The sequence below is a fragment of the Kocuria sp. CPCC 205261 genome (assembly GCF_040981025.1).
GTDB lineage: Bacteria > Actinomycetota > Actinomycetes > Actinomycetales > Micrococcaceae > Kocuria > Kocuria marina.
In genome coordinates this window covers 1-17,507 of record NZ_JAVKPU010000018.1, presented here as the reverse complement: position 1 = coordinate 17,507, position 17,507 = coordinate 1, and the positions used below count along the sequence as shown (strand labels likewise).

17 protein-coding genes and 1 pseudogene are annotated in these 17,507 nt (G+C 65.4%); 13 read left to right on the top strand and 5 right to left on the bottom strand.

The features are described 5' to 3' along the window. Window positions 1-567: 567 nt before the first annotated feature. The 7 genes and pseudogenes from RF646_RS12765 to RF646_RS12735 all read left to right on the top strand — a co-directional run. On the top strand, window positions 568-1,182 hold the full coding sequence (locus tag RF646_RS12765) for a hypothetical protein (RefSeq protein WP_368819234.1): 615 nt from the start codon (window positions 568-570) through the stop codon (window positions 1,180-1,182). 100 nt (window positions 1,183-1,282) lie between these two features. Further along, on the top strand, window positions 1,283-1,906 hold the full coding sequence (locus RF646_RS12760) for a hypothetical protein (RefSeq protein WP_368836171.1): 624 nt from the start codon (window positions 1,283-1,285) through the stop codon (window positions 1,904-1,906). Between the two features lie 170 nt (window positions 1,907-2,076). Further along, window positions 2,077-2,784 carry a hypothetical protein gene (locus RF646_RS12755; RefSeq protein WP_368819236.1) on the top strand — a complete coding sequence of 236 codons (708 nt, stop codon included), beginning with the start codon at window positions 2,077-2,079 and terminating at the stop codon, window positions 2,782-2,784. Between the two features lie 297 nt (window positions 2,785-3,081). Beyond that, window positions 3,082-3,456: a DUF3846 domain-containing protein gene (locus RF646_RS12750; RefSeq protein WP_145012399.1), complete on the top strand. Its 375-nt coding sequence runs from the start codon at window positions 3,082-3,084 to the stop codon at window positions 3,454-3,456. Between the two features lie 195 nt (window positions 3,457-3,651). Beyond that, window positions 3,652-3,933, top strand: a complete 282-nt coding sequence (locus RF646_RS12745) for a hypothetical protein (protein ID WP_367402569.1) — start codon at window positions 3,652-3,654, stop codon at window positions 3,931-3,933. Between the two features lie 269 nt (window positions 3,934-4,202). Continuing rightward, a complete protein-coding gene (locus RF646_RS12740) occupies window positions 4,203-4,508 on the top strand; it encodes a hypothetical protein (protein WP_368836170.1) in 306 nt (101 codons plus the stop codon). Between the two features lie 88 nt (window positions 4,509-4,596). Continuing rightward, a pseudogene (locus tag RF646_RS12735) lies at window positions 4,597-4,911 on the top strand (integrase core domain-containing protein); the annotation flags it as partial. Here the strand turns inward: RF646_RS12735 and RF646_RS12730 are convergent. Continuing rightward, a complete protein-coding gene (locus tag RF646_RS12730; RefSeq protein WP_064845125.1) occupies window positions 4,908-5,816 on the bottom strand; it encodes a serine hydrolase in 909 nt (302 codons plus the stop codon). The pseudogene RF646_RS12735 and the gene RF646_RS12730 overlap by 4 nt on opposite strands. After that, the gene (locus RF646_RS12725) at window positions 5,806-6,696 is read right to left on the bottom strand and encodes a LysR family transcriptional regulator (RefSeq protein WP_368836169.1); all 891 of its coding nucleotides are present in this window, start codon (window positions 6,694-6,696) and stop codon (window positions 5,806-5,808) included. Before RF646_RS12725 ends, RF646_RS12730 begins: the two co-directional genes overlap by 11 nt. Before the next feature lie 152 nt (window positions 6,697-6,848). Here RF646_RS12725 and RF646_RS12720 point away from each other — a divergent pair, with 152 nt between their 5' ends. From RF646_RS12720 to RF646_RS12710, 3 genes are all read left to right on the top strand, one after another. Continuing rightward, window positions 6,849-8,732 carry a penicillin-binding transpeptidase domain-containing protein gene (locus tag RF646_RS12720; RefSeq protein WP_368836168.1) on the top strand — a complete coding sequence of 628 codons (1,884 nt, stop codon included), beginning with the start codon at window positions 6,849-6,851 and terminating at the stop codon, window positions 8,730-8,732. A 31-nt stretch (window positions 8,733-8,763) separates the two neighbouring features. Next, window positions 8,764-10,068 (top strand): DUF4232 domain-containing protein, encoded by a 1,305-nt coding sequence (locus RF646_RS12715; protein WP_368836172.1) that lies wholly within the window; start codon window positions 8,764-8,766, stop codon window positions 10,066-10,068. A 172-nt stretch (window positions 10,069-10,240) separates the two neighbouring features. Beyond that, window positions 10,241-10,597: a hypothetical protein gene (locus tag RF646_RS12710; protein ID WP_368836167.1), complete on the top strand. Its 357-nt coding sequence runs from the start codon at window positions 10,241-10,243 to the stop codon at window positions 10,595-10,597. Here RF646_RS12710 and RF646_RS12705 read toward each other — a convergent pair. Next, window positions 10,581-11,815 (bottom strand): IS3 family transposase gene (locus RF646_RS12705; RefSeq protein ID WP_368836166.1). Its coding sequence is split into 2 segments (ribosomal slippage): window positions 10,581-11,506 and window positions 11,506-11,815, totalling 1,236 coding nucleotides; the frame shifts between segments, so codons are not numbered across the junction. The genes RF646_RS12710 and RF646_RS12705 overlap by 17 nt on opposite strands. Before the next feature lie 332 nt (window positions 11,816-12,147). On the opposite strand from RF646_RS12705, the gene RF646_RS12700 reads away from it, so the two are divergent. Beyond that, complete coding sequence (locus tag RF646_RS12700; RefSeq protein ID WP_368836165.1) at window positions 12,148-12,873, top strand: DUF6338 family protein; 726 nt, start codon at window positions 12,148-12,150, stop codon at window positions 12,871-12,873. A 30-nt stretch (window positions 12,874-12,903) separates the two neighbouring features. Here the strand turns inward: RF646_RS12700 and RF646_RS12695 are convergent, their stop codons facing one another. After that, the gene (locus RF646_RS12695; RefSeq protein WP_368836164.1) at window positions 12,904-13,815 is read right to left on the bottom strand and encodes a hypothetical protein; all 912 of its coding nucleotides are present in this window, start codon (window positions 13,813-13,815) and stop codon (window positions 12,904-12,906) included. A gap of 325 nt (window positions 13,816-14,140) precedes the next feature. Here RF646_RS12695 and RF646_RS12690 point away from each other — a divergent pair, with 325 nt between their 5' ends. Together RF646_RS12690 and RF646_RS12685 are read left to right on the top strand one after the other, a co-directional pair. Further along, window positions 14,141-15,448, top strand: a complete 1,308-nt coding sequence (locus RF646_RS12690) for an ISL3 family transposase (RefSeq protein WP_368836163.1) — start codon at window positions 14,141-14,143, stop codon at window positions 15,446-15,448. Window positions 15,449-15,514: 66 nt separating this feature from the next. Continuing rightward, complete coding sequence (locus RF646_RS12685) at window positions 15,515-16,342, top strand: hypothetical protein (protein ID WP_145010259.1); 828 nt, start codon at window positions 15,515-15,517, stop codon at window positions 16,340-16,342. Between the two features lie 104 nt (window positions 16,343-16,446). On the opposite strand, the gene RF646_RS12680 is transcribed toward RF646_RS12685, so the two are convergent. Further along, the gene (locus tag RF646_RS12680; protein WP_145010262.1) at window positions 16,447-17,238 is read right to left on the bottom strand and encodes a hypothetical protein; all 792 of its coding nucleotides are present in this window, start codon (window positions 17,236-17,238) and stop codon (window positions 16,447-16,449) included. Between the last annotated feature and the right edge of the window lie 269 nt (window positions 17,239-17,507).

Here is a 17,507-nt window from a genome sequence, read left to right as displayed (position 1 = left end):
TCCGATCTGGGGGGGCAGCGAGGCTAGGCGCTGCCGCGCCTGCTCGGAGCGGCCCCTGGCGGGGCCTTGCGCGCTGTCGCGCGCTGCGCCGCTGACGCGGCGAGCGGGTGGGCGGCTGGGGCCCACGGGTGAGGGCACCTGTCGTAGAGGGCACAGACGGGCCTAGGAGGGCCCGGGTCGGGCCCGCAGGCCACTCACCCACCTCAGCAGTCCCCAACCCCGCACAACCGCACACACCACCCCCAGCAGGGAGGGGGCCCGGGGGCCCCGGGCCGGGCAGGGGGGCACCCCCGGGAGGCGGGGGCCGGCACCCCGGGTAAGGGGCCCCGGGGGCCCACGACACCGGGCCACCCGCCCGCGAGCACGTTTTAGGAGTCAATAACCCCAAACACACCCGTAACCCCCCACTACTACCGTGCAAAATCGGGATTCTTTGATGCCACCCATAACCCCCAAAACCCCTACAACCCCACGCGATGGCTACGGCTTGACCCCATTTCGTCCATTCTGTATTGTTGTTTTTGTTACCGGGGCAGACGGCCCCGCCACCCGACCATGGAGGTCACGATGTTTCCTACTGATGTGCGGTTCGCGGATTCCACGATGACGGTCGTGGACACCCCGGGAGTGCGCGCGGCGCTGCTCCCCCTGTGCCAGCGCGGCGAGCGGTTCCCTGAGGCCACGATGGTGGAGCGGGTGATCCACCGCCACGGCCTCACGGTGGAGGTCTTGCAGGGCGGCATGTACGCCATGGAGTCCGCCCGCGAGCGGCCCTCCACGGATGAGCTGGAGCGGATGCGCCGCGTGCTGAACGCCCTGGCCCCGCACCTGCCCAGCTTCGGGCTGGACGACCACGCCCCTCGGATGGAGTGGTGGGCGGTAGACGATGACTCCGGCCGACTCATCTGGGAGGTGGTCGCCGGTGTGCTGTGCGAGCACACCGAGCCCCCGTCAGAGCCCACGCGGTTCGAGTACGAATACACCGTCCATCACACCGTCGCGCGCCGCGAGCGCCTGGTGTTGTCTGCGGAGAAGGCGCGCGAGTTGCTGGCTGATCCTCTCGATCCCGATCCCGGTGACCTGGAGGGCGCGCGGCAGGCCGTGGAGCCCTGCGCGAATGAGGCCATGGGCGATGAGCCCCCGGAGGTGCAGGGTGCCAGCGTCACCGTAAAAACGTTCTGAGCGCCTGTCTGAGCGCCTATCGCGCCCCGGCGCCCCCTGAGGCGCCGGGGCCTGTTCCCGGGGCACACGGCCCCACCTGAGACCGTAAGGAGCTTTCCCTATGTGTGAGGATCCCCGCGTGGAGGAGTCCACGCTGACCGTGGCCGATACCCCCGCCGTGCGCCAGGTGTTGGCCCGGTGGCTGGCCCACCCGGATGACGTGGCCCCGGAGGTGTACGTGGCCCGTGGGCTCGCGGCGGCGGGCTACGAGGCCACGCCCTACGCGCCGGGGGTGTACGCCGTGACCCCGCGTTTCTGCCAGCCCGATGGGTACATGTTCGGCCAGTTGTGGCAGGTGTTCCGGGAATTGGCCCCGCACGTGGTGGCCACCGGTGCCATTGGGCAGCCCCCGCATATCCAGTGGCGCTACTGCGATTGCGGGGAAGCGTTCCGCTGGGTGGTGTTGGACGGGGCGGGCCATAGCTGGGACCCGTCACCGGATGGCACGTTCGTCTACCCCTACCCGCGCGTGTACGAGTTCGAGGTGGTGACCACCGAGCGCACCCGGGAGACCGTGGAGGTGGACAGTGCCACGGCGGCGGAGTTGTTCGCCGATCCCCAGCGGCCCACCCGCGCGGAGTTGCACCGCGCGCGGGTGGACGCGGATTGCCGCGTGCACACCACCAGCGTGGGCCAGGAGGTGACTTTGATGCTGGAGAACCTGACCGTTGACCCCGTGCGGTAGGCACCGCCCACCGCGAGCGCCCCGGTGTGTTTGGCCTAGTCACAGGCCGATTCGCCGGGGCGCCGGCATGTTCGCCGGCCCCAGGGGTTGCGCCTGTTTTGTTTGGTGTGTATTGTTGTTTTTGTCAGCGGGGCACAGGGCCCCGGACGCACGACCCAAGGAGGGTTCCCATGAACACCACCATCTACTCCATCGCCTGCACGCAGCTGCACTCCCTGATGGCGGGCCTCAAGCTGGCCACCGCCAAGGCGAACGCCAACCTGCCGGTACTGGAGGAGGTCCAGCTCACCGTGGACGGCGAGCGCGTCACGGGTGTGGCCACCGACCGCTACCGGCTGTTCATGGACTCCCGTGAGGTGGCCCTGGAGCAGTCCCCCGAGGAGGGGGAGGCGGCGACCGTGTTCACGCTCCCGGCCAGCGCCGCCGATGACTTCAAGCGCCTGGGCTTCTCCAAGTCGCACGAACGGGCACGGGTGGAGGTGAGCGCCGATGAGGTGGTGGTGGCCACCGCGAGCGCGCGGCTGTCCTACCCGCCCGTGGGTGCGGAGTACCCCCGCGTGGGGGCGCTGATGGTCAAGGCCCTGGGCGCGGTGGCCGAGGGCAAGGCCGTGGAGGTTCCCACGCAGTACAACGTGGACTACCTGGGCGACTTCGCCAAGGTGCGCCGGGCGGCGGGGATCCCCACCAACACCCCGTTGCGGATGCACCAGATCCCCGCCGGGTCCGGGAGCTTCCAGCTGATCGCCACGTTCCCGGGCACGGACTTCTGGGCCCTGCTGATGGGGGTGCGCCACCCCGAGGGGGACGCCAACCACTCCAGCGCCGTGGAGGCCCTGGAGCGGGCGACTGAGACCGCTAAGGCCCTGGCCTCCGCCTGATCCCCCACGGGGGGCGGGCCCCGCGCCCGCTCCCCCGTGGCCAGCACATCGCCGCCCCGGGTGGGCCCGCTACCGACGGGCCCGCCCGGGGCGGCTCACTGCCAGGAAAAGCGGGAAAGGGACGCATATCGGCGCGACCGGGCACGGGCCCACCGCACGCACCGAGGGCCACCGCGAGCGCCCCGGGCCCGCTGGGGCGCTCGCGGTCCCCATGTTGCACCCGTTCAAACCGTAGTGTATTGTTGTTTTTGTTAGCGGGGCAGACGGCCCCGGATCCCTAGACCCCAGGAGGGCACCATGACCACGACGACCACCACCAAGACCGGCCTGTTCATCCCTGCCGACCCCGACACCGCCCACGAGGTGCGCGAGCTCGACGCCTCCCGGCTGCTGAACGCCCTGCAAACGACCGTGGGCGGCTATGTGGAGGTGGTGACCCTGACCCGGCTGGGCGCGGACATGTACCTCAACGAGGAAGGCAAGGTGATGAGCCTGCCCGTCAACGAGCGAGCCACCTGGGTGGCCCGCGCCCTGGGCGCGCACCTGATCCCGGGAGACTGCATCGCCGGGGACGTGCTGATCCTGGGCGGACCCGACGAGGACGGCGACAACCAGGGGCTGACCCCCCTGCAAGTCCAGGAAATCAAAATCGCGCTGACCTACCAGCGCTAACCCCCGCGCGTGCCGCCGGGTCCACCCCGGCCCCGGCGGCGCTCGCAGTCCACCTGGGCCACCCACCGCGAGCGCGGACACCCCGGCCCCAGCGGCGCTCGCAGTCCCTATATTGCACGCGCTTAGTTGATAGTGTATTGTTGTTTTTGTTAGCGGGGCAGACGGCCCCAGGCACCGACTCCCCAGGAGGACACTATGGACACCACCACGCAGCGCGAGCAGCTGGCCCAGGTACTGGCCACCCACCGGACCCACCACACGGACAACGAGAGTTGGATCCTGACTAACTACGTGGAGCACTCCGGGAAGGAGTGGCCCGAGACGGTGGTGCTGCGCTACAGCGGCCCCGCGGGCCCCAGCCAGCGGGCCGAGTTCCCCGGCCTCTCCCGCGAGACCGTGGCCGAGGCACTGCGGGAGGCCAACTACTTCCGCACCAACCTGGGAGGCTTCGACCTCTACGGCCCGCGCACCCTGTAACCCCACCCCCGCCCCCTCTCGCGCCGGGAGGGGACGGGAGCCCGCGCGCACGGGAGGGGGCCGCGCGGCGAGCGCGAACAGCCCGCCAGCGGCCCGCCCGTGATCCACCCCAGCCCCGAGACCGGCGGCGCTCGCGGTGAGCGGGCACCGCTCCGGCGCTCGCAGTGAGGGTGTCACGCCCCCCGTGTTACAGTCTATTTATTTTTGCCGTATTGTTGGTCATGTCAGCGGGGCACACGGCCCCACTCCCCAAGTCCCAGGAGGACACCATGGACCAGCAGCCCGCCACCCCCACCGCCGGCGACTTCTACACCGCCCGCTGGGGCGTCGAACAGACCAACGTGGACTTCTACGGGGCCACCCGCGCCAGCACCCGCAGCGTGTGGCTGCGCGCCATCGAGACGGACACGCAGCCGCAGGCGGGCATGACCTACCGCGCCACCCCGCGCGCAGGCGCCTACCGCGGCCGCGAGTTCAGCCGCAAGCTTCACCCCGAGGCGGGGGTACAGATCGGCCCCGGCCAGTGGGCCCACCCCTGGGAGGGTGAGCCGGTGCGCGGCTCCACCTACGCCTGACCCTCCGCGAGCGCCCCGCCCCGCGCCCGGGGCGGGGCGTTCGCGGCCCACAAGGCCCCACGCGGTGGACTGCTTCGCCCGGCGCCGCGTCACCATCGAACAGGTGTTGTCGGACAACGGCGGTACGTACCGGTCGCACCTGTGGCGCAATGCCTGCGAGGCGCTGTCGATCACGCCGAAGCGGACGCGCCCCTACCGCCCACAGACCAACGGCAGGGTTGAACGCTCCCACCGCACGACGGCCGATGGGTGGGTCTACGCCCACTGCTACACCAACGAGCGAGAGCGCCGTGACGCACTCGAGGTGTGGCTTCACTACTACAACCACCACCGCCCGCACACAGCCTGCGGCAACCAGCCGCTCTTTTCACGATTGATCAACGTAACCGATCAATACCGCTAGAGGAACTGACGGTAGTTGCGGACACAGTGGCGGGCGATCTGGCCCACCACCTTGTTGGACAGGGGAATCTGGCGCTCACGCCGCACGGAACGGGTCAGAACCGCCACGGCTATTGACTTCTCTCCCGGGTGAGAGACCACCCCCGCCTCATGACTCAGGGACCCGAATGAACCGGTCTTTGCCGCAACGGTGACGCCTGGGTAGGAGAACGCCTCCGCGAATCGATGACCCCAGGCCTGTTGAGAGAGCACCTGCCGCATGAAGGCACACTGTTCCGCCGAGGCCGCGCGGTCCTGCCAGATGGCGCATAGAAGCGTGACAAGGTCCGACGCTGTGGTGGATGAGACAGACAGCGGGTCATACTCCACCGGGTCCGGCATGAGATAACGGTCTCTGCCCTCGTCGTCAAAGGAGGCGGGCGCGCCATTTCCACTCGGTGGAGTGGGGCGGATCTCTGTCCTCATGGCACCCATGAGGCGAAGTGTTTCGTGGACCCGGCTGGTCCTCACCTTGCGCAGGACAGCTTCTGCGGCGGCGTTGTCCGAGATGGACATCATCAGGCGAACCAGGTCCCGCCACGAGATTCGCACCGTGTCCTCGAGGATCGCGAGGCCGGTAGGGCCTTGGGCTCTGTCTGCGGGGGAGAGGTCGACGAGAGCGGAAGGTTCCAGAACGCCGTGATCCACCTCCCTACAGAACGCCATCATGACCGCGAGCTTGTACAAGGATGCGGCCGGAAAGACCTCCTCCTCGTGAAAGGAGAACACCGGCAATTCGGGTGCGTCGATCACTCGGGCCGATACTGCGCCCGTCATGTCTTCGCTCTGCAGAAACTCGGCCACTTCGCGTCCAAGCTGGCGCAGTGCGGCATCGACCCCCGCGCTGTTCCACGTCTCACCGGACATGTGCAGCGCATCTCCCCAGGCAGTCGTGAAGCACCATTGCTGCATCCCGGGCCGGTGGTGTGGCATCAGGATGGTGGATGACGCGCAATCTGAGGGGCAGCAACCCCGCCTCGAGGGGAGCTCCGTCGAATCCGGGGGTTTCACTCGGCATCAGAGTGGCAGCACCGAGCGTGCGCATCTCCGCGGCAATCTTCAGGGGGTCCACCTCCTGCCTGAGCTGAGTGATCACACCAAGCGCTTCGAGCTCGGCGGACAGCACATCGAATGCCGCCGGTCCATCGGTTCGAGGAGGCACGAGCATTTCGGAGGGGACAGTGTGCCTCAGATCGTTTTGATGTATGGGGGCGTCGGGCAGAGGACGCATGCACAAAACCTGGGGAATCGCGACTACGGGTAGAGAAACTAGCTCGTCGGTCACGATCGGGGCCGCCACCATCCCCACAGCCGCCGTGTTCTCACGAACGTGGCGCACGATGTCTGCGGACGAAGCCCCCGTCCACTCGGCTCGCGGAAAGGTGGCCACGGTGTCGAGCAGGCATTCACTCACCCAGGCGGCGGGCAAGGACCGGGGTATCCACACTTGAACCGAACCAGTGCGTTCCGCCATGTCGTTGCCCAGCGTGAGCACTCGCCGTTGGGCCGACACCAGGTCGTGGGCCAGGGGCAAGAACGCCTCACCGGCTGGGGTCAACGAAACGCCTCGGGCGTGGCGGACGAACAGCTCGTCACCCACAGCAGTCTCCAGCCGGCGGATGGTCTGTGACAAAGGGGGCTGGGACACCCCGAGTGCCTCCGCGGCGCGGCCCACGTGCCCCGTTTCGGCAACCACCAGGAAGTCTTCAACCCAGCGGAGGAGATTTCCTGTTCGGTCGCGTCTCATAGCTTCAAAGATAACGTATTGGCCCTATGAAAGTCTTGGACATATGGCAAGCGGCTCTCATAGCGTGATTGGGCCACGACATGAACTGCAGGATGGAGCACGACCATATGGCTACCTCACCCAGACGTACTCGACGCCACGACCGCCTCGCGATGAGCGTCGTCGTTGCCCTGATGCTCAGTGGGTGCTCAGTGCTGCCGGGAAATGAGCCCCAGGATGCGGCTGAGGCACTTGCGCAGGGCTTGCACGCCCGGGACGTCTCCGGGCTCGAATTTTCGAACGCGGGTGGCTCGGAGGTCCAGGCCGAGCTGGATCGCATCCTTCGCATGACGGGGGGCATTGTACCGGACGTGCAAATGGGTCGGGTGAGCAACCAGGGTCAGACTGCCCACGGAGAGCTGACCTGGAGATGGGACGTGCCTGCGACCGAGGAAGACTGGACCTACGCCACCGGTGTGGATTTCCAGCGGTCCAACGGCACATGGAAGGCCACCTGGGAGCCGTCACTTGTCGCTCCCGAGCTGGCAGAGGATGAGGTCCTGCGTATCCAAACGGTCCAACCGGAGCGTGGGAAAATCCTCGGGGCGGGCGACCAGCCGCTGGCCATGAAACAGACCATTCACCGCGTAGGTTTGGACCTCCGTGAGGTCCCCCGCGAGAAGCGGGAGGGTTCGGCCACCGCACTGGCCAAGGCTGTGGGCATTGACCCCGAGCCCTACCGGGAATCAGTACGTCAGGCTGACGACACCGCGTGGGTGGAGGCTATTGCATTGCGGGAAGAAGATTTTCGGGCGCTCGATGCCCAGCGCATGAAGAAAATCTCCGGTCTGCTAGTTACGAAGGACGCCCGCGTTCTAGGCCGGACCAAGGGTTTTGCCGCCGAGACCCTCGGGTCGGTCGGCGAAGCGACGGCCGAGGAAATCGAGAAGTCGGGAGGCAAACTCACCCGTGGTGCCCAGATCGGACGTGGGGGGCTACAAGAAGCGCATGAGGCCACCTTGCAGGGAAAACCGGGAGTCGTCGTTGACCGCATCGGCGTCCACGCAGACGGCAGCCTCAAAACGGGACAAGCCCACCAGCTCATGGCCCAGGGGCCTGTTCCGGGAGAGGATCTGCACACAACACTCAACGGTGGTCTTCAGGAGGCGGCACAGCGGACGCTGAAAGGTATCAAATCGCCGTCGTCTGTGGTGGCGATACGACCCTCGGACGGCGCGGTCCTGGCCGTGGCCAATGGAGCGGGGTCGAAGGGCTATCCCACTGCGACCCTGGGCCAGTACGCACCCGGGTCCACATTCAAGGTCGCGACCGCGTTGGCCATGCTTCGGGGCGGCGATACACCAGATACGACCGTCGACTGTCCCCATACGTACTCAGCTGAAGGGATGAACGTGGCCAACTTCTCCGGCTATCCGCGGGAGTTCGAGGGAAGCGTTGCCCTACGGCAGGCGATTGCCCATTCGTGCAACACGACGTTCGCCGCCCAGCACGAAAGGGTCAGCCAGCAGGCTTTGGCGGACGCCGGCAACTCTCTCGGCGTGGGGGTGGAGATGGACGCGGGAATCCCTGTGTTCTCGGGCAGCATCCCCACGGAAGAACCAGCGGCGGAACATGTCGCGGCCATGTTCGGACAAGGACGCACGCTGGTCTCTCCCTTCGGGATGGCCAGGTTCCAGGCCAGTGTTCAGGCAGGCAAACTCGTGCAACCCAGCATTCTGGGCCATGAACCTGCATCGGAACCCTCGTCCAGTCATCCGTTGGAGACGAGTGAGGCGGCAGACCTACAAACACTGGAGCGGGAAGTTGTGTCCACTGGGCACCTGAAAGAGCTGGGTTCCCTGGAACCGGACAGTGCCATCGGAAAGACAGGAACGGCGGAGTACGGGAATGAAAACCCGCCTCGCACCCACTCCTGGGTCATCGCGGGCCACGGCGATCTCGCGGTAGCAGTCTTCGTGGAGGACGGTGACCTTGGATCAATTACCGGCACTCCCATCATGCTGGAGGTACTTCAAGCAGCACAGGGCCTGCAATGAAGGTGTCTCGGGGCAGCAAGCGGTGGGTCAGATGAAGTGCCGACGGTTGATTCGCCTCGCGACGGCGTGGTTGGTATGCATGCTGCTCATGGTTGCAACAGGGTGCGCGCCATCGAGAGCACGCTTAATCGACTCCTCTTACTTGCCGTTGCTGGCAGCATGGGAGATGGCCGTTGCGGGCAGAGACCTTAGTGCGCCTGCCGCCCTGCGGAATGCGCTGAAGATACCGGGCCCACTATTCGGAATAGATGAACTAACTGGGGGGAAATTCGCGTACGAGATGGGGTCAGGAGGGGAATCGGAGGTGGTGATGTGGCGATTGGTCTCTGGGGCGGATCCTTTCGAGGAAGAATCCTGGTGGGAGCACGTCTGCGCGAACGTACAGGTGGAAGGCGCTCACTTGAAACCTCAGCCCACTGGCTGCCACCCCGGGGTTCCGGACGACCCTCCTTTGAGTGCGCTGCTAAACGAAGTCGAGCATCCTCCCAGTCAGCACCCGTGGTCGCGACCCGCCAATGGAGATCTAACATTCACGTGCGAACCGGAAAACATAGAAGTTGTAATAGATCAGCTTCAGGCGTCGGGTGTCAAGGACAACGCGCGCCTGTCGGTTCGCAATTATGGAACCAGTTCATGTGATCTGCTTGGAACACCGGGTATCAGGTTTCAAAACGAGAGGGAATCGCGAGTGGTCTCGTTGGGCGGCGGGGCTGGCACGGTGCGCCTGAAGCCCGGGCAATCCAGCACTGCGACGATGTCCTGGGCGCCCACGTCCGAGCCGCCGGGGGCTCAGCAACGGGTGGATGTGACCCTGGGTGGCACCGATCCGATTCGTGCCCAATTTGGATATGGCGCACCCAACGATCCTTTACGTTTTCCCTCCGGAACTGCCCGGGTGGGTGCATGGTCTCCCCCAAGCAAATTAGCCACCCTCGGCGACGTGAGTAAGGTGCCTACCGTCGTGGCGCCGACCTGCGGCGGGCAGCGAGTCTCGGCCGCGCTGACCCCGGTGGATCAGGGAGAGGAACCTGCGTCTAGCTCACGAGTGGATGCTGAAATCCGAATTACCAACCATAGCTTCCTGCCTTGCAGGGTGAACCAGATCTCTGTCATGGACCAGAGCCCCGCAGGGCAAATTGTGTTCAGTGAAACCTCGGAGCGGGTCATTCTTCCTGGCGAGGAGTACGCTGCAAAGATTAGCTGGGAACCTGTTTCCGCTCCAGGATCTCCCGCCGCATGGACTGTGGATTTCAATGGTGGCGGGGGACCTGTTTCTCTCGAACAACAGAGAATGTTTGTTCCTGCTAGAGCATCGCACATCCAAATTGAGGGTTAATTCACGCATGTTGGAGACATGCTGGATGCTCAAATTCTGTTAGATAAACAGATGCCCAGGCTTATTGTCTTCACCGTTCGGGGTCTAGAAGTAGGAAGGTGTGACATGGTTGTTACGCAGCGGGGCGCGGACACTGCGGCGTGAACGGTGGCCCTCTCGACAGGTGAGTCCTGTGAAGAAACGTGGACGCGGTGCCTCCAGGCTCTGGACCACCTGGTGGTTGCACCCTACCGGCGACGCCCTCTTGATGGGACTCTCCCGCGGCCTGGTGGTCTATGGAGTGACCGAGGAGTGGACCACCCAAGACCTCATGAACGCCGTGGAGGCCGATCACCAGGGCCTTGGGCTGCTCTCCCTGCCCCCGGACAGCCAGAAAAACCCCGGCGCGTTACTGCTGCACCGAATCAAACGCGCCATCACCGGCAAAACACCGCCCGCCGCGAAGCACACACCGCCGAGCTCGTCCGGCGCCCGGGCCTTGACCCCGAATCGTGGGCACGGTGTCGTTTCGGTTATGCCGTTTCCGTGAGCGTAGCGGAGGCGGCGGTTTCGTAGGCATTCGGGACGATGTTCCCGATCGCGGAGTGGCGTCGGCGGGTGTTGTAGCGGTTCGCCCATCGGAACACGGCCCGGTAGGCGGTGGGCGCGTCGGGGAACGCGGCGCGGCCTTCGAGCAGCTCACGCTTGAGGGCCGCGTTGAGGCTTTCGGCGAGGGCGTTGTCGGCCGATGAGCCGACCGCTCCCATCGACTGCCTCACCCCGAGCTGCTCGCACAGCGCTGCGTAGGACTTCGATGTGTAGACCGAGCCGTGGTCGGAGTGGAACACCGCCCCGGCCAGCGTCCCACGCTCGCACCAGGCGACCTTCAGCGCGTCCTCGACGAGCTCGGTGCGCATGTGCCTGGCCATGGCCCATCCGGTCAGCTTCCGGGAGCCCAGGTCGATGCAGGAGGCGAAGTAGAGGTTCGTGCCGTCCTCGAGGGGCAGGTAGGTGATGTCACCGACGTAACGGCAGCACGGCGCGCCGATGCTGAAGTCGCGGCCGATCAGGTCGGGGAACCGCCTGCCGGACTGGTCCGGGATCGTGGTCCTCACGCGTTTGCGCAACCGGATCCCGGCCAGAGCATGCTCGCGCATCACCCGGGCCACGCGCCTGTGGTTGACCCGGTCACCGGCCGGCACGTCCTCGTTGAGGTCGGCCGTGATCCGGGGCGCGCCGTAGGCGCGGTCCCCGCCCCGGGCCGGGTCCTGCAGCACCCGGATCCGCGATACCAGCGCCGCGTCGGCCGCCGCCCTGGCCGCCCGTGCCGGCTCGGCGGCCAGCCAGGCGTAGAACGACGACCGGGCGATCTCGATGACCTCGCACAACCGCTTCACGCCCCAGGCGTCCTTGTGGTCCTCGACGAACTGGAAGCGGTTCACCAGTTCGTCTCCCCGGCGAAATACTTCGCCGCCTGGCGGAGGATGTCCCGCTCCTGGGCCAGCTTGGCCTGCTCGGCCCGCAACGCCGCGTTCTCGGCCTCCAACCGGGCGATCCGCGCCCCCGGCGACCCCGGCCAGCCCTGCGTCGGATCGGCCATGGCCGCGCCCGCCGTCGTCCCGGAGCCGAACTTGTCGACCCATTCCTTCAACGCGCCCCGGGACACGCCCAGATCCACCGCGATCCCCTTGAGCATCGCGCCCGGCGTGGACTCGTACAAGTCCACCGCCCGGCGACGGAACTCGTCGGTGTAGTTCTTCCTGGCCATCCTTGGATTCTCGCTTCCCCAGCATCGTGCTGGATTCCGCGTGTCCAAGATCAATGGTCAAGCGCCGTGTGTCCGAGAAGGCCGATATGCTCACACAAAGTGCAAGATCATGGAATCGGCGGGGCCTAGCGTCACGCCAGGAAAGAGTGTTTGATGAGTCAGCGACCGATCAACAGCCAGCCCCAGCAGCGACCGGCAGCTGGGGACCGCCTCGAGGCCAGCGAAAGCAAGGGCGGCGATCGGCTGATTCAGATTCAGCCCCAGGCCAGTACCCAGCAGGTAGCGATGAACGAACACGACACTCAGGGCTGGAAGCCGACCGGATTTAACGGGTGATCCCGTCCTCGATCGCCACCTTGGTGGCGTTCGTCTTGCTCATTGCACCGGGGTTGGTGGCTGATCTCGAGGCGGGCCGGCATCGCGCCGGCGCCAAGGAGACCACCTTCCGTGAGCTCAGCCGTACCGTTCTGTTCTCCCTTGGATGCTCGGGGGCTGCCGCCCTTATCGTTGTGCTGTCGCTCATACTGTTCAGGGTGGCTGGGCCTGCGCAGTTCCATCAGGTCGTTACGGACGCGGCGTACCGCACTGAGCATGCGCTGGGGATCTTGGGAGCTCTGCTGGCCACAAGTGTCGCGGGATGCGTGATGGCATGGGCCATCCAACGTCTGCGTTACCGGAAGATTCCGCTGCTGCAGCAGATTTCTGCGTGGAGACAGGTCATGCGGGAGGACATCGCTAAGGGCCAAGACCCCTATGCGCGTGTACGCCTGTCTAGCGGCTATAGCTACTACGGGGTGGTGGTCTGGTACACCGACTCCATCGAGGCTGACGGACGTGAACTTGTACTAACGCAACCCATGTACATCCAAGCGCCCGACTCGATAGAAGTGCAAAGCGTTCCGGCCGAATGGCCACAGCTGGTCTTGCGCGGCAACGACATTCAGGCACTGTTCGTTAGAGCCGTCCCACGCTCAGCTGTGACGCCGGCGATAGGTGCACCCCAAGGCGAAGCCTCGAGTTCGCTTCCCCAACAGCCGAAGGATGAAGGCGCTGCGTAATGCCGCGTAAGCGCGACGGCCGGGAAGGCACTAGGTGTCACGCCGGCGGTAGGTGGTGTGATCGACTAGTTCGCCACCGTTGCCGATGGCTCGCATCAGCGAGATTCTGCGCTGATGCGTCCGACGGTGAAGCTCTTCAGTGGAAAGGCCGACGTACCCCATCAGGCTGTCCACTAATGCGTCTGACATGTCGAGCAGAGGGGCAAGGATCGAGGTCACCACGGTGGACCAAGGCCCACTCATCCCATTTATCAGCCACGGATTGGAGTGCGCTGCTCCAGAGTTCATTGCCCAGATAAAATGCATTTGTGGCGTGTACTTGGCGCTGAGGTCGGTGATCTTGGGCACCACGTTCGCTACCGCTGATCCATATCGGACGTTAAGGGCCTGACCAGTGTTCTTGTTCGCCGTCACATCCACGCCGATTTTTTCGAATAGCTCAAACCCTCCCTGCCTTGCCTGGGCAACACGCTTGATGTGCTCTTGGCTCTCTAGCACGCCCTTCGGGAGCTGTGCCAAAACAGGGATGCCGCCTTGAATCATGCCCAAAAAATGGGCGGCAGCTCGCGCAAGTCGCTCCTCGGAGGAGATGCCAGGCTCGGTTAGCCAACAGATTTTCACCACTGCTTCGTGCACAGCCCTCGCACAAGTCATGGCAGGCAAGGGGATCATCCTGTCAGACTCAAGGAGTTCAGCAACTGCTTGCCGGTGATCGTCGGCGGACATCAGAAGAGTGGCCACCGCTTCTGCACCTATGTTGAACGCCCCCTCCAAGAGCTCCTCGTGCGCACGGCCGGCCACCCATTCCTTGTCACGTTGCCGCGGAGAGTCAGTACTGGGCTCCTTAAACGCGTTGACGGCATCCACCATGGCTGCGGTGAGAGCAACGCTCTCCTGACGAAGAACACGCTGAGCGAGCAGATCGATATCCGGAAATTCCACCGTTCAAAACTAGCGCAAGGCACCTCAGACTCCGCTGAGTGAAGTGGCCCCACCGGCGAGGCCCCCTCAGACGTGGCAGAAGCCAAGGATGCACTGACGGGGGTCACTTCAGATACCCGCAGGGGAATCGGCAAGTCGATCTCTCCCCAGCTACTCCGCAAACTAGACCGATCTGCGCTCCGTCAGCTGGGCATGGTAGTTACCTGGCTCATCACAAAGCAGGGTGTAGCGGTGTCTTGAGCTGTGCGGCGCGTCGGTACGTGGATGGGGGTCGAGGCCTCCCGAAGATGGAAGTTCTCACACTGCCCATCCGGAAGACCTCGACGTGCCCCACGCTACCTTCGTTAGCCCTGACCTGACCACGTTCACCCGCCTCGATGAGCTCGGCCTCGAGGTCATCGGCCAGCATGTGGAACCGAACCAGGCGGTACTGGCCTGCCGGGTCGCCAATCCCGACCCGTGGTGCCGACGGTGCGGCTGTGAGGGAACCCCGCGCGGCAGCGTGGTTCGCCGGTTGGCGCACGAGCCGTTCGGTTGGCGACCCACCGTCCTGCTGATCACGGTGCGCCGCTACCGGTGTTCCGAGTGCGGGCACGTGTGGCGCCAGGACATGAGCAAGGCCGCCGAACCGCGATCCAAGCTGTCCCGGCGGGCGCTGCGCTGGGCGCTGGAAGCACTCGTGGTCGAGCACCTCACCATCGCCCGGATCGCTGAAGGCTTGGCCGTGTCGTGGAACACCGCCAACGACGCCGTCCTGGCCGAAGGCCGGCGGGTCCTGATTGATGACCCGAAGCGGTTCGACGGCGTGCGCGTGCTCGGCGTCGACGAGCACGTCTGGCGCCACACTCGCCGCGGCGACAGATACGTCACCGTGATCATCGACCTCACTCCGATCAGGGACAACACCGGCCCGGCACGCTTGTTGGACATGGTCCAGGGCCGCTCCAAGCAAGCATTCAAGACCTGGCTCGCTGCCCGTCCCAAGCAGTGGCGGGCCGGGGTGGAGGTCGTCGCGATGGACGGCTTCACCGGGTTCAAGACCGCCACCACCGAAGAGTTGCCCGATGCCACTGCTGTGATGGATCCATTCCACGTGATCCGCCTCGCCGGGAATGCCCTCGACCAATGCCGCAGGCGGGTCCAGCAAGACCTCCACGGCCACCGCGGCCGTGCCACCGACCCGCTCTACCGGGCCCGCCGCACCCTCCACACCGGTCTGGACCTGCTCACCGCCCGACAAAAGACCCGCCTAGAGACCCTGTTCGCCGGCGATGACCACGTCGAAGTCGAGACCACCTGGGGCATCTACCAGAAGATGATCGCTGCCTACCGGGAACCCGACCGGGCCACGGGACGCATCCGCATGCAGGCCGTCATCGACGCCGTCGGCAGCGGTGTCCCCGCCGCTCTGAAGGAGGTTATCGTGCTGGGCCGCACCCTGAACAAGCGGGCCGCTGACATCCTCGCCTACTTCGACCGGCCCGGCACCTCGAATGGCCCCACCGAGGCCCTGAACGGTCGGCTCGAACACCTCCGCGGCTCAGCCCTCGGCTTCCGCAACCTCTTCCACTACATAGCCAGATCGCTGCTCGAGACCGGCGGATTCAGACCTCAACTACACCCTGCTTTGTGATGAGCCAGTTACCTCGGTTGACCAGATGTGCCCGTGTCATCGGCATAATGCTGGGAAACTGGCCTGGTGATGGCAAGTGAAAAGATGCTCGGGATCGTGGTTGATGCCCTAAGAGCGGCGAAGCAGTTCATGATTGACTCGCAGGACTTCGTATCGTCCTGGGGCGCCCTCAGTGTGGCCTTGGTGGCGCTGGTCATCGCTCTGGCGGCCTTATTGCACGACCGCCAGCAAACGACCCTCCAAGGCCTCGATTTCCGCATCATGCCGAAACGGATTGACGTGACGGAGCCCATACCCGGCAAAGCAACGCAGTTGGTCATCGGCATTCATGCGGTAGGGCCGGGCACCCGGTACGGGGTTTCCCTCCACGTATGGGGCCCCAAGGAGGCTGTCGAGGTTGTGCGGTTATCCGAGGCTCGGGAGACCTGGGGTCCGGGTGACCCGCCAATGCTCGTTGTGCTGCAGCGCCCGGGAGGACCAGCCGATGCAGAGATGGACGCAAGCTCCAAGTCGTGGAAAGCCCGGGACGTCATGGTCGGCTTGAGCTGGGCTGTCCCAGGATGGCCCCGCGCCGGCTTACGGGACCGAGCACTCCGTGTCCACATCGCAGCGCCCGGAAAATCCTCCAGCGATGCATGGGATTGCAAATATGAGAAGTGGGCTCCCAGGCGTGACAAGTGGGTGCCGTATTACCTCGGAGGGCGTAGCGGGCACTTCGCGGAAGAACTCAAGATCGGCCTCCACACATCAAGCCAGCAGTTCGGGGCGCAGGATATTGCAGCAATTGAGGAAGCCGAGCGAGCTGAGGTCGATGAGCAATACGATCAGAAAGCACGCGAGATACGACAGCGTGCAATCGACCAAGCATCGAGCAGATCCAACTCGATACTTTGACTCTTTAGGGCCTCAAATGCTCGACAAACCCTTACGGCCTCCCGCCTCGTGAGTTGACCGGTAGCGAGACGTGTTGAAGGAGGACGAGTAGGCCTGTGGTGGGATCAGGGAGTTGGCTCGCCTTTCTGGGTGGCGCGGATGGCCGCGACGTACTGGGCGTAGCCGGCCGAGGGCGCGGTGGCGTGGTGGGCGATGGTGGCGGGGGCATAGCCGAGGGTGTCGGCGATGATCGCTACGGGAGCGTGCTTGGTGAGCTCGTGCAGGGTGCCCAGCCGGGCCGCCCGGGCGCTGAAGTGCGTGCTCAGCCGGTGCCTGAGGTGCCCGGCGCTCAGGTGCTGGCCGGGGAGACTGCTTCGGAACACCCACGGGCTGTTCGGGTGTGCTGCGGTGGCGTCGTGGCCCGGTGCGGCTGCCAGGGCGCGCCAGGGTTCATTGAGCGGGGCGGGCAGGGCGATCGGGTCGGCGCCGAGGACGAGGGTGACCAGCTCGTCGGTGACCATGACGTCCTGCCAGGTCAGCTTCACGACGTCTTTGATCTGCTGGCCGAAGACGAGCACAAGGATCGCCGCAGCACGGTCGCGGGCCGGGAGGTCGCCGCTGACGGTGACGCGGTGGAGGGCCCGGTGCTGGTCGGTGAAGTTGAGCCTGGGGCTGGTGCCGCGGCGGTGCGGCGTCATGGTCAGGGTGGGGTCGACGAGCTGGGAGGTGATGGCCCAGTTCAGGAATCCATGGGCGGTCTGGCGGGTGGTGGGCCCTTCGGTCTGCCACTGGTCCAGATGGGCTTGTTGCAGGCCGGGCATCTGGATTCCGTGGGTGGTGAGCCAGTTGAGGAAGTCGATGGCCACCGTGGTGGACTGCTTGGCGGACAGGAACGTGCCGTAGGGCACGGGGGTCATGGCCTGCAGGCGGCGTTGGTGGTGCCAGCGGATGAACCGTCGGAGGACCTTGCGGTGGTCGCCGGTGGTGACCCGGGCCAGTGCGGCGGTGGCCCAGTCGTCGTAGCGGACGACCAGTTCGTCCCGGATGGGCAGGGCGCCGTGGGCGAGGAGCAGGGCCCTGACGTATTCGGGGATTCCTCGTTTACAGGGCAGACACTCACACCGTCTTCATGGTGGGGAACCTATCAGTGACCACCGCTGCGGGCGGTGCGTCACCCAGGTGAGTG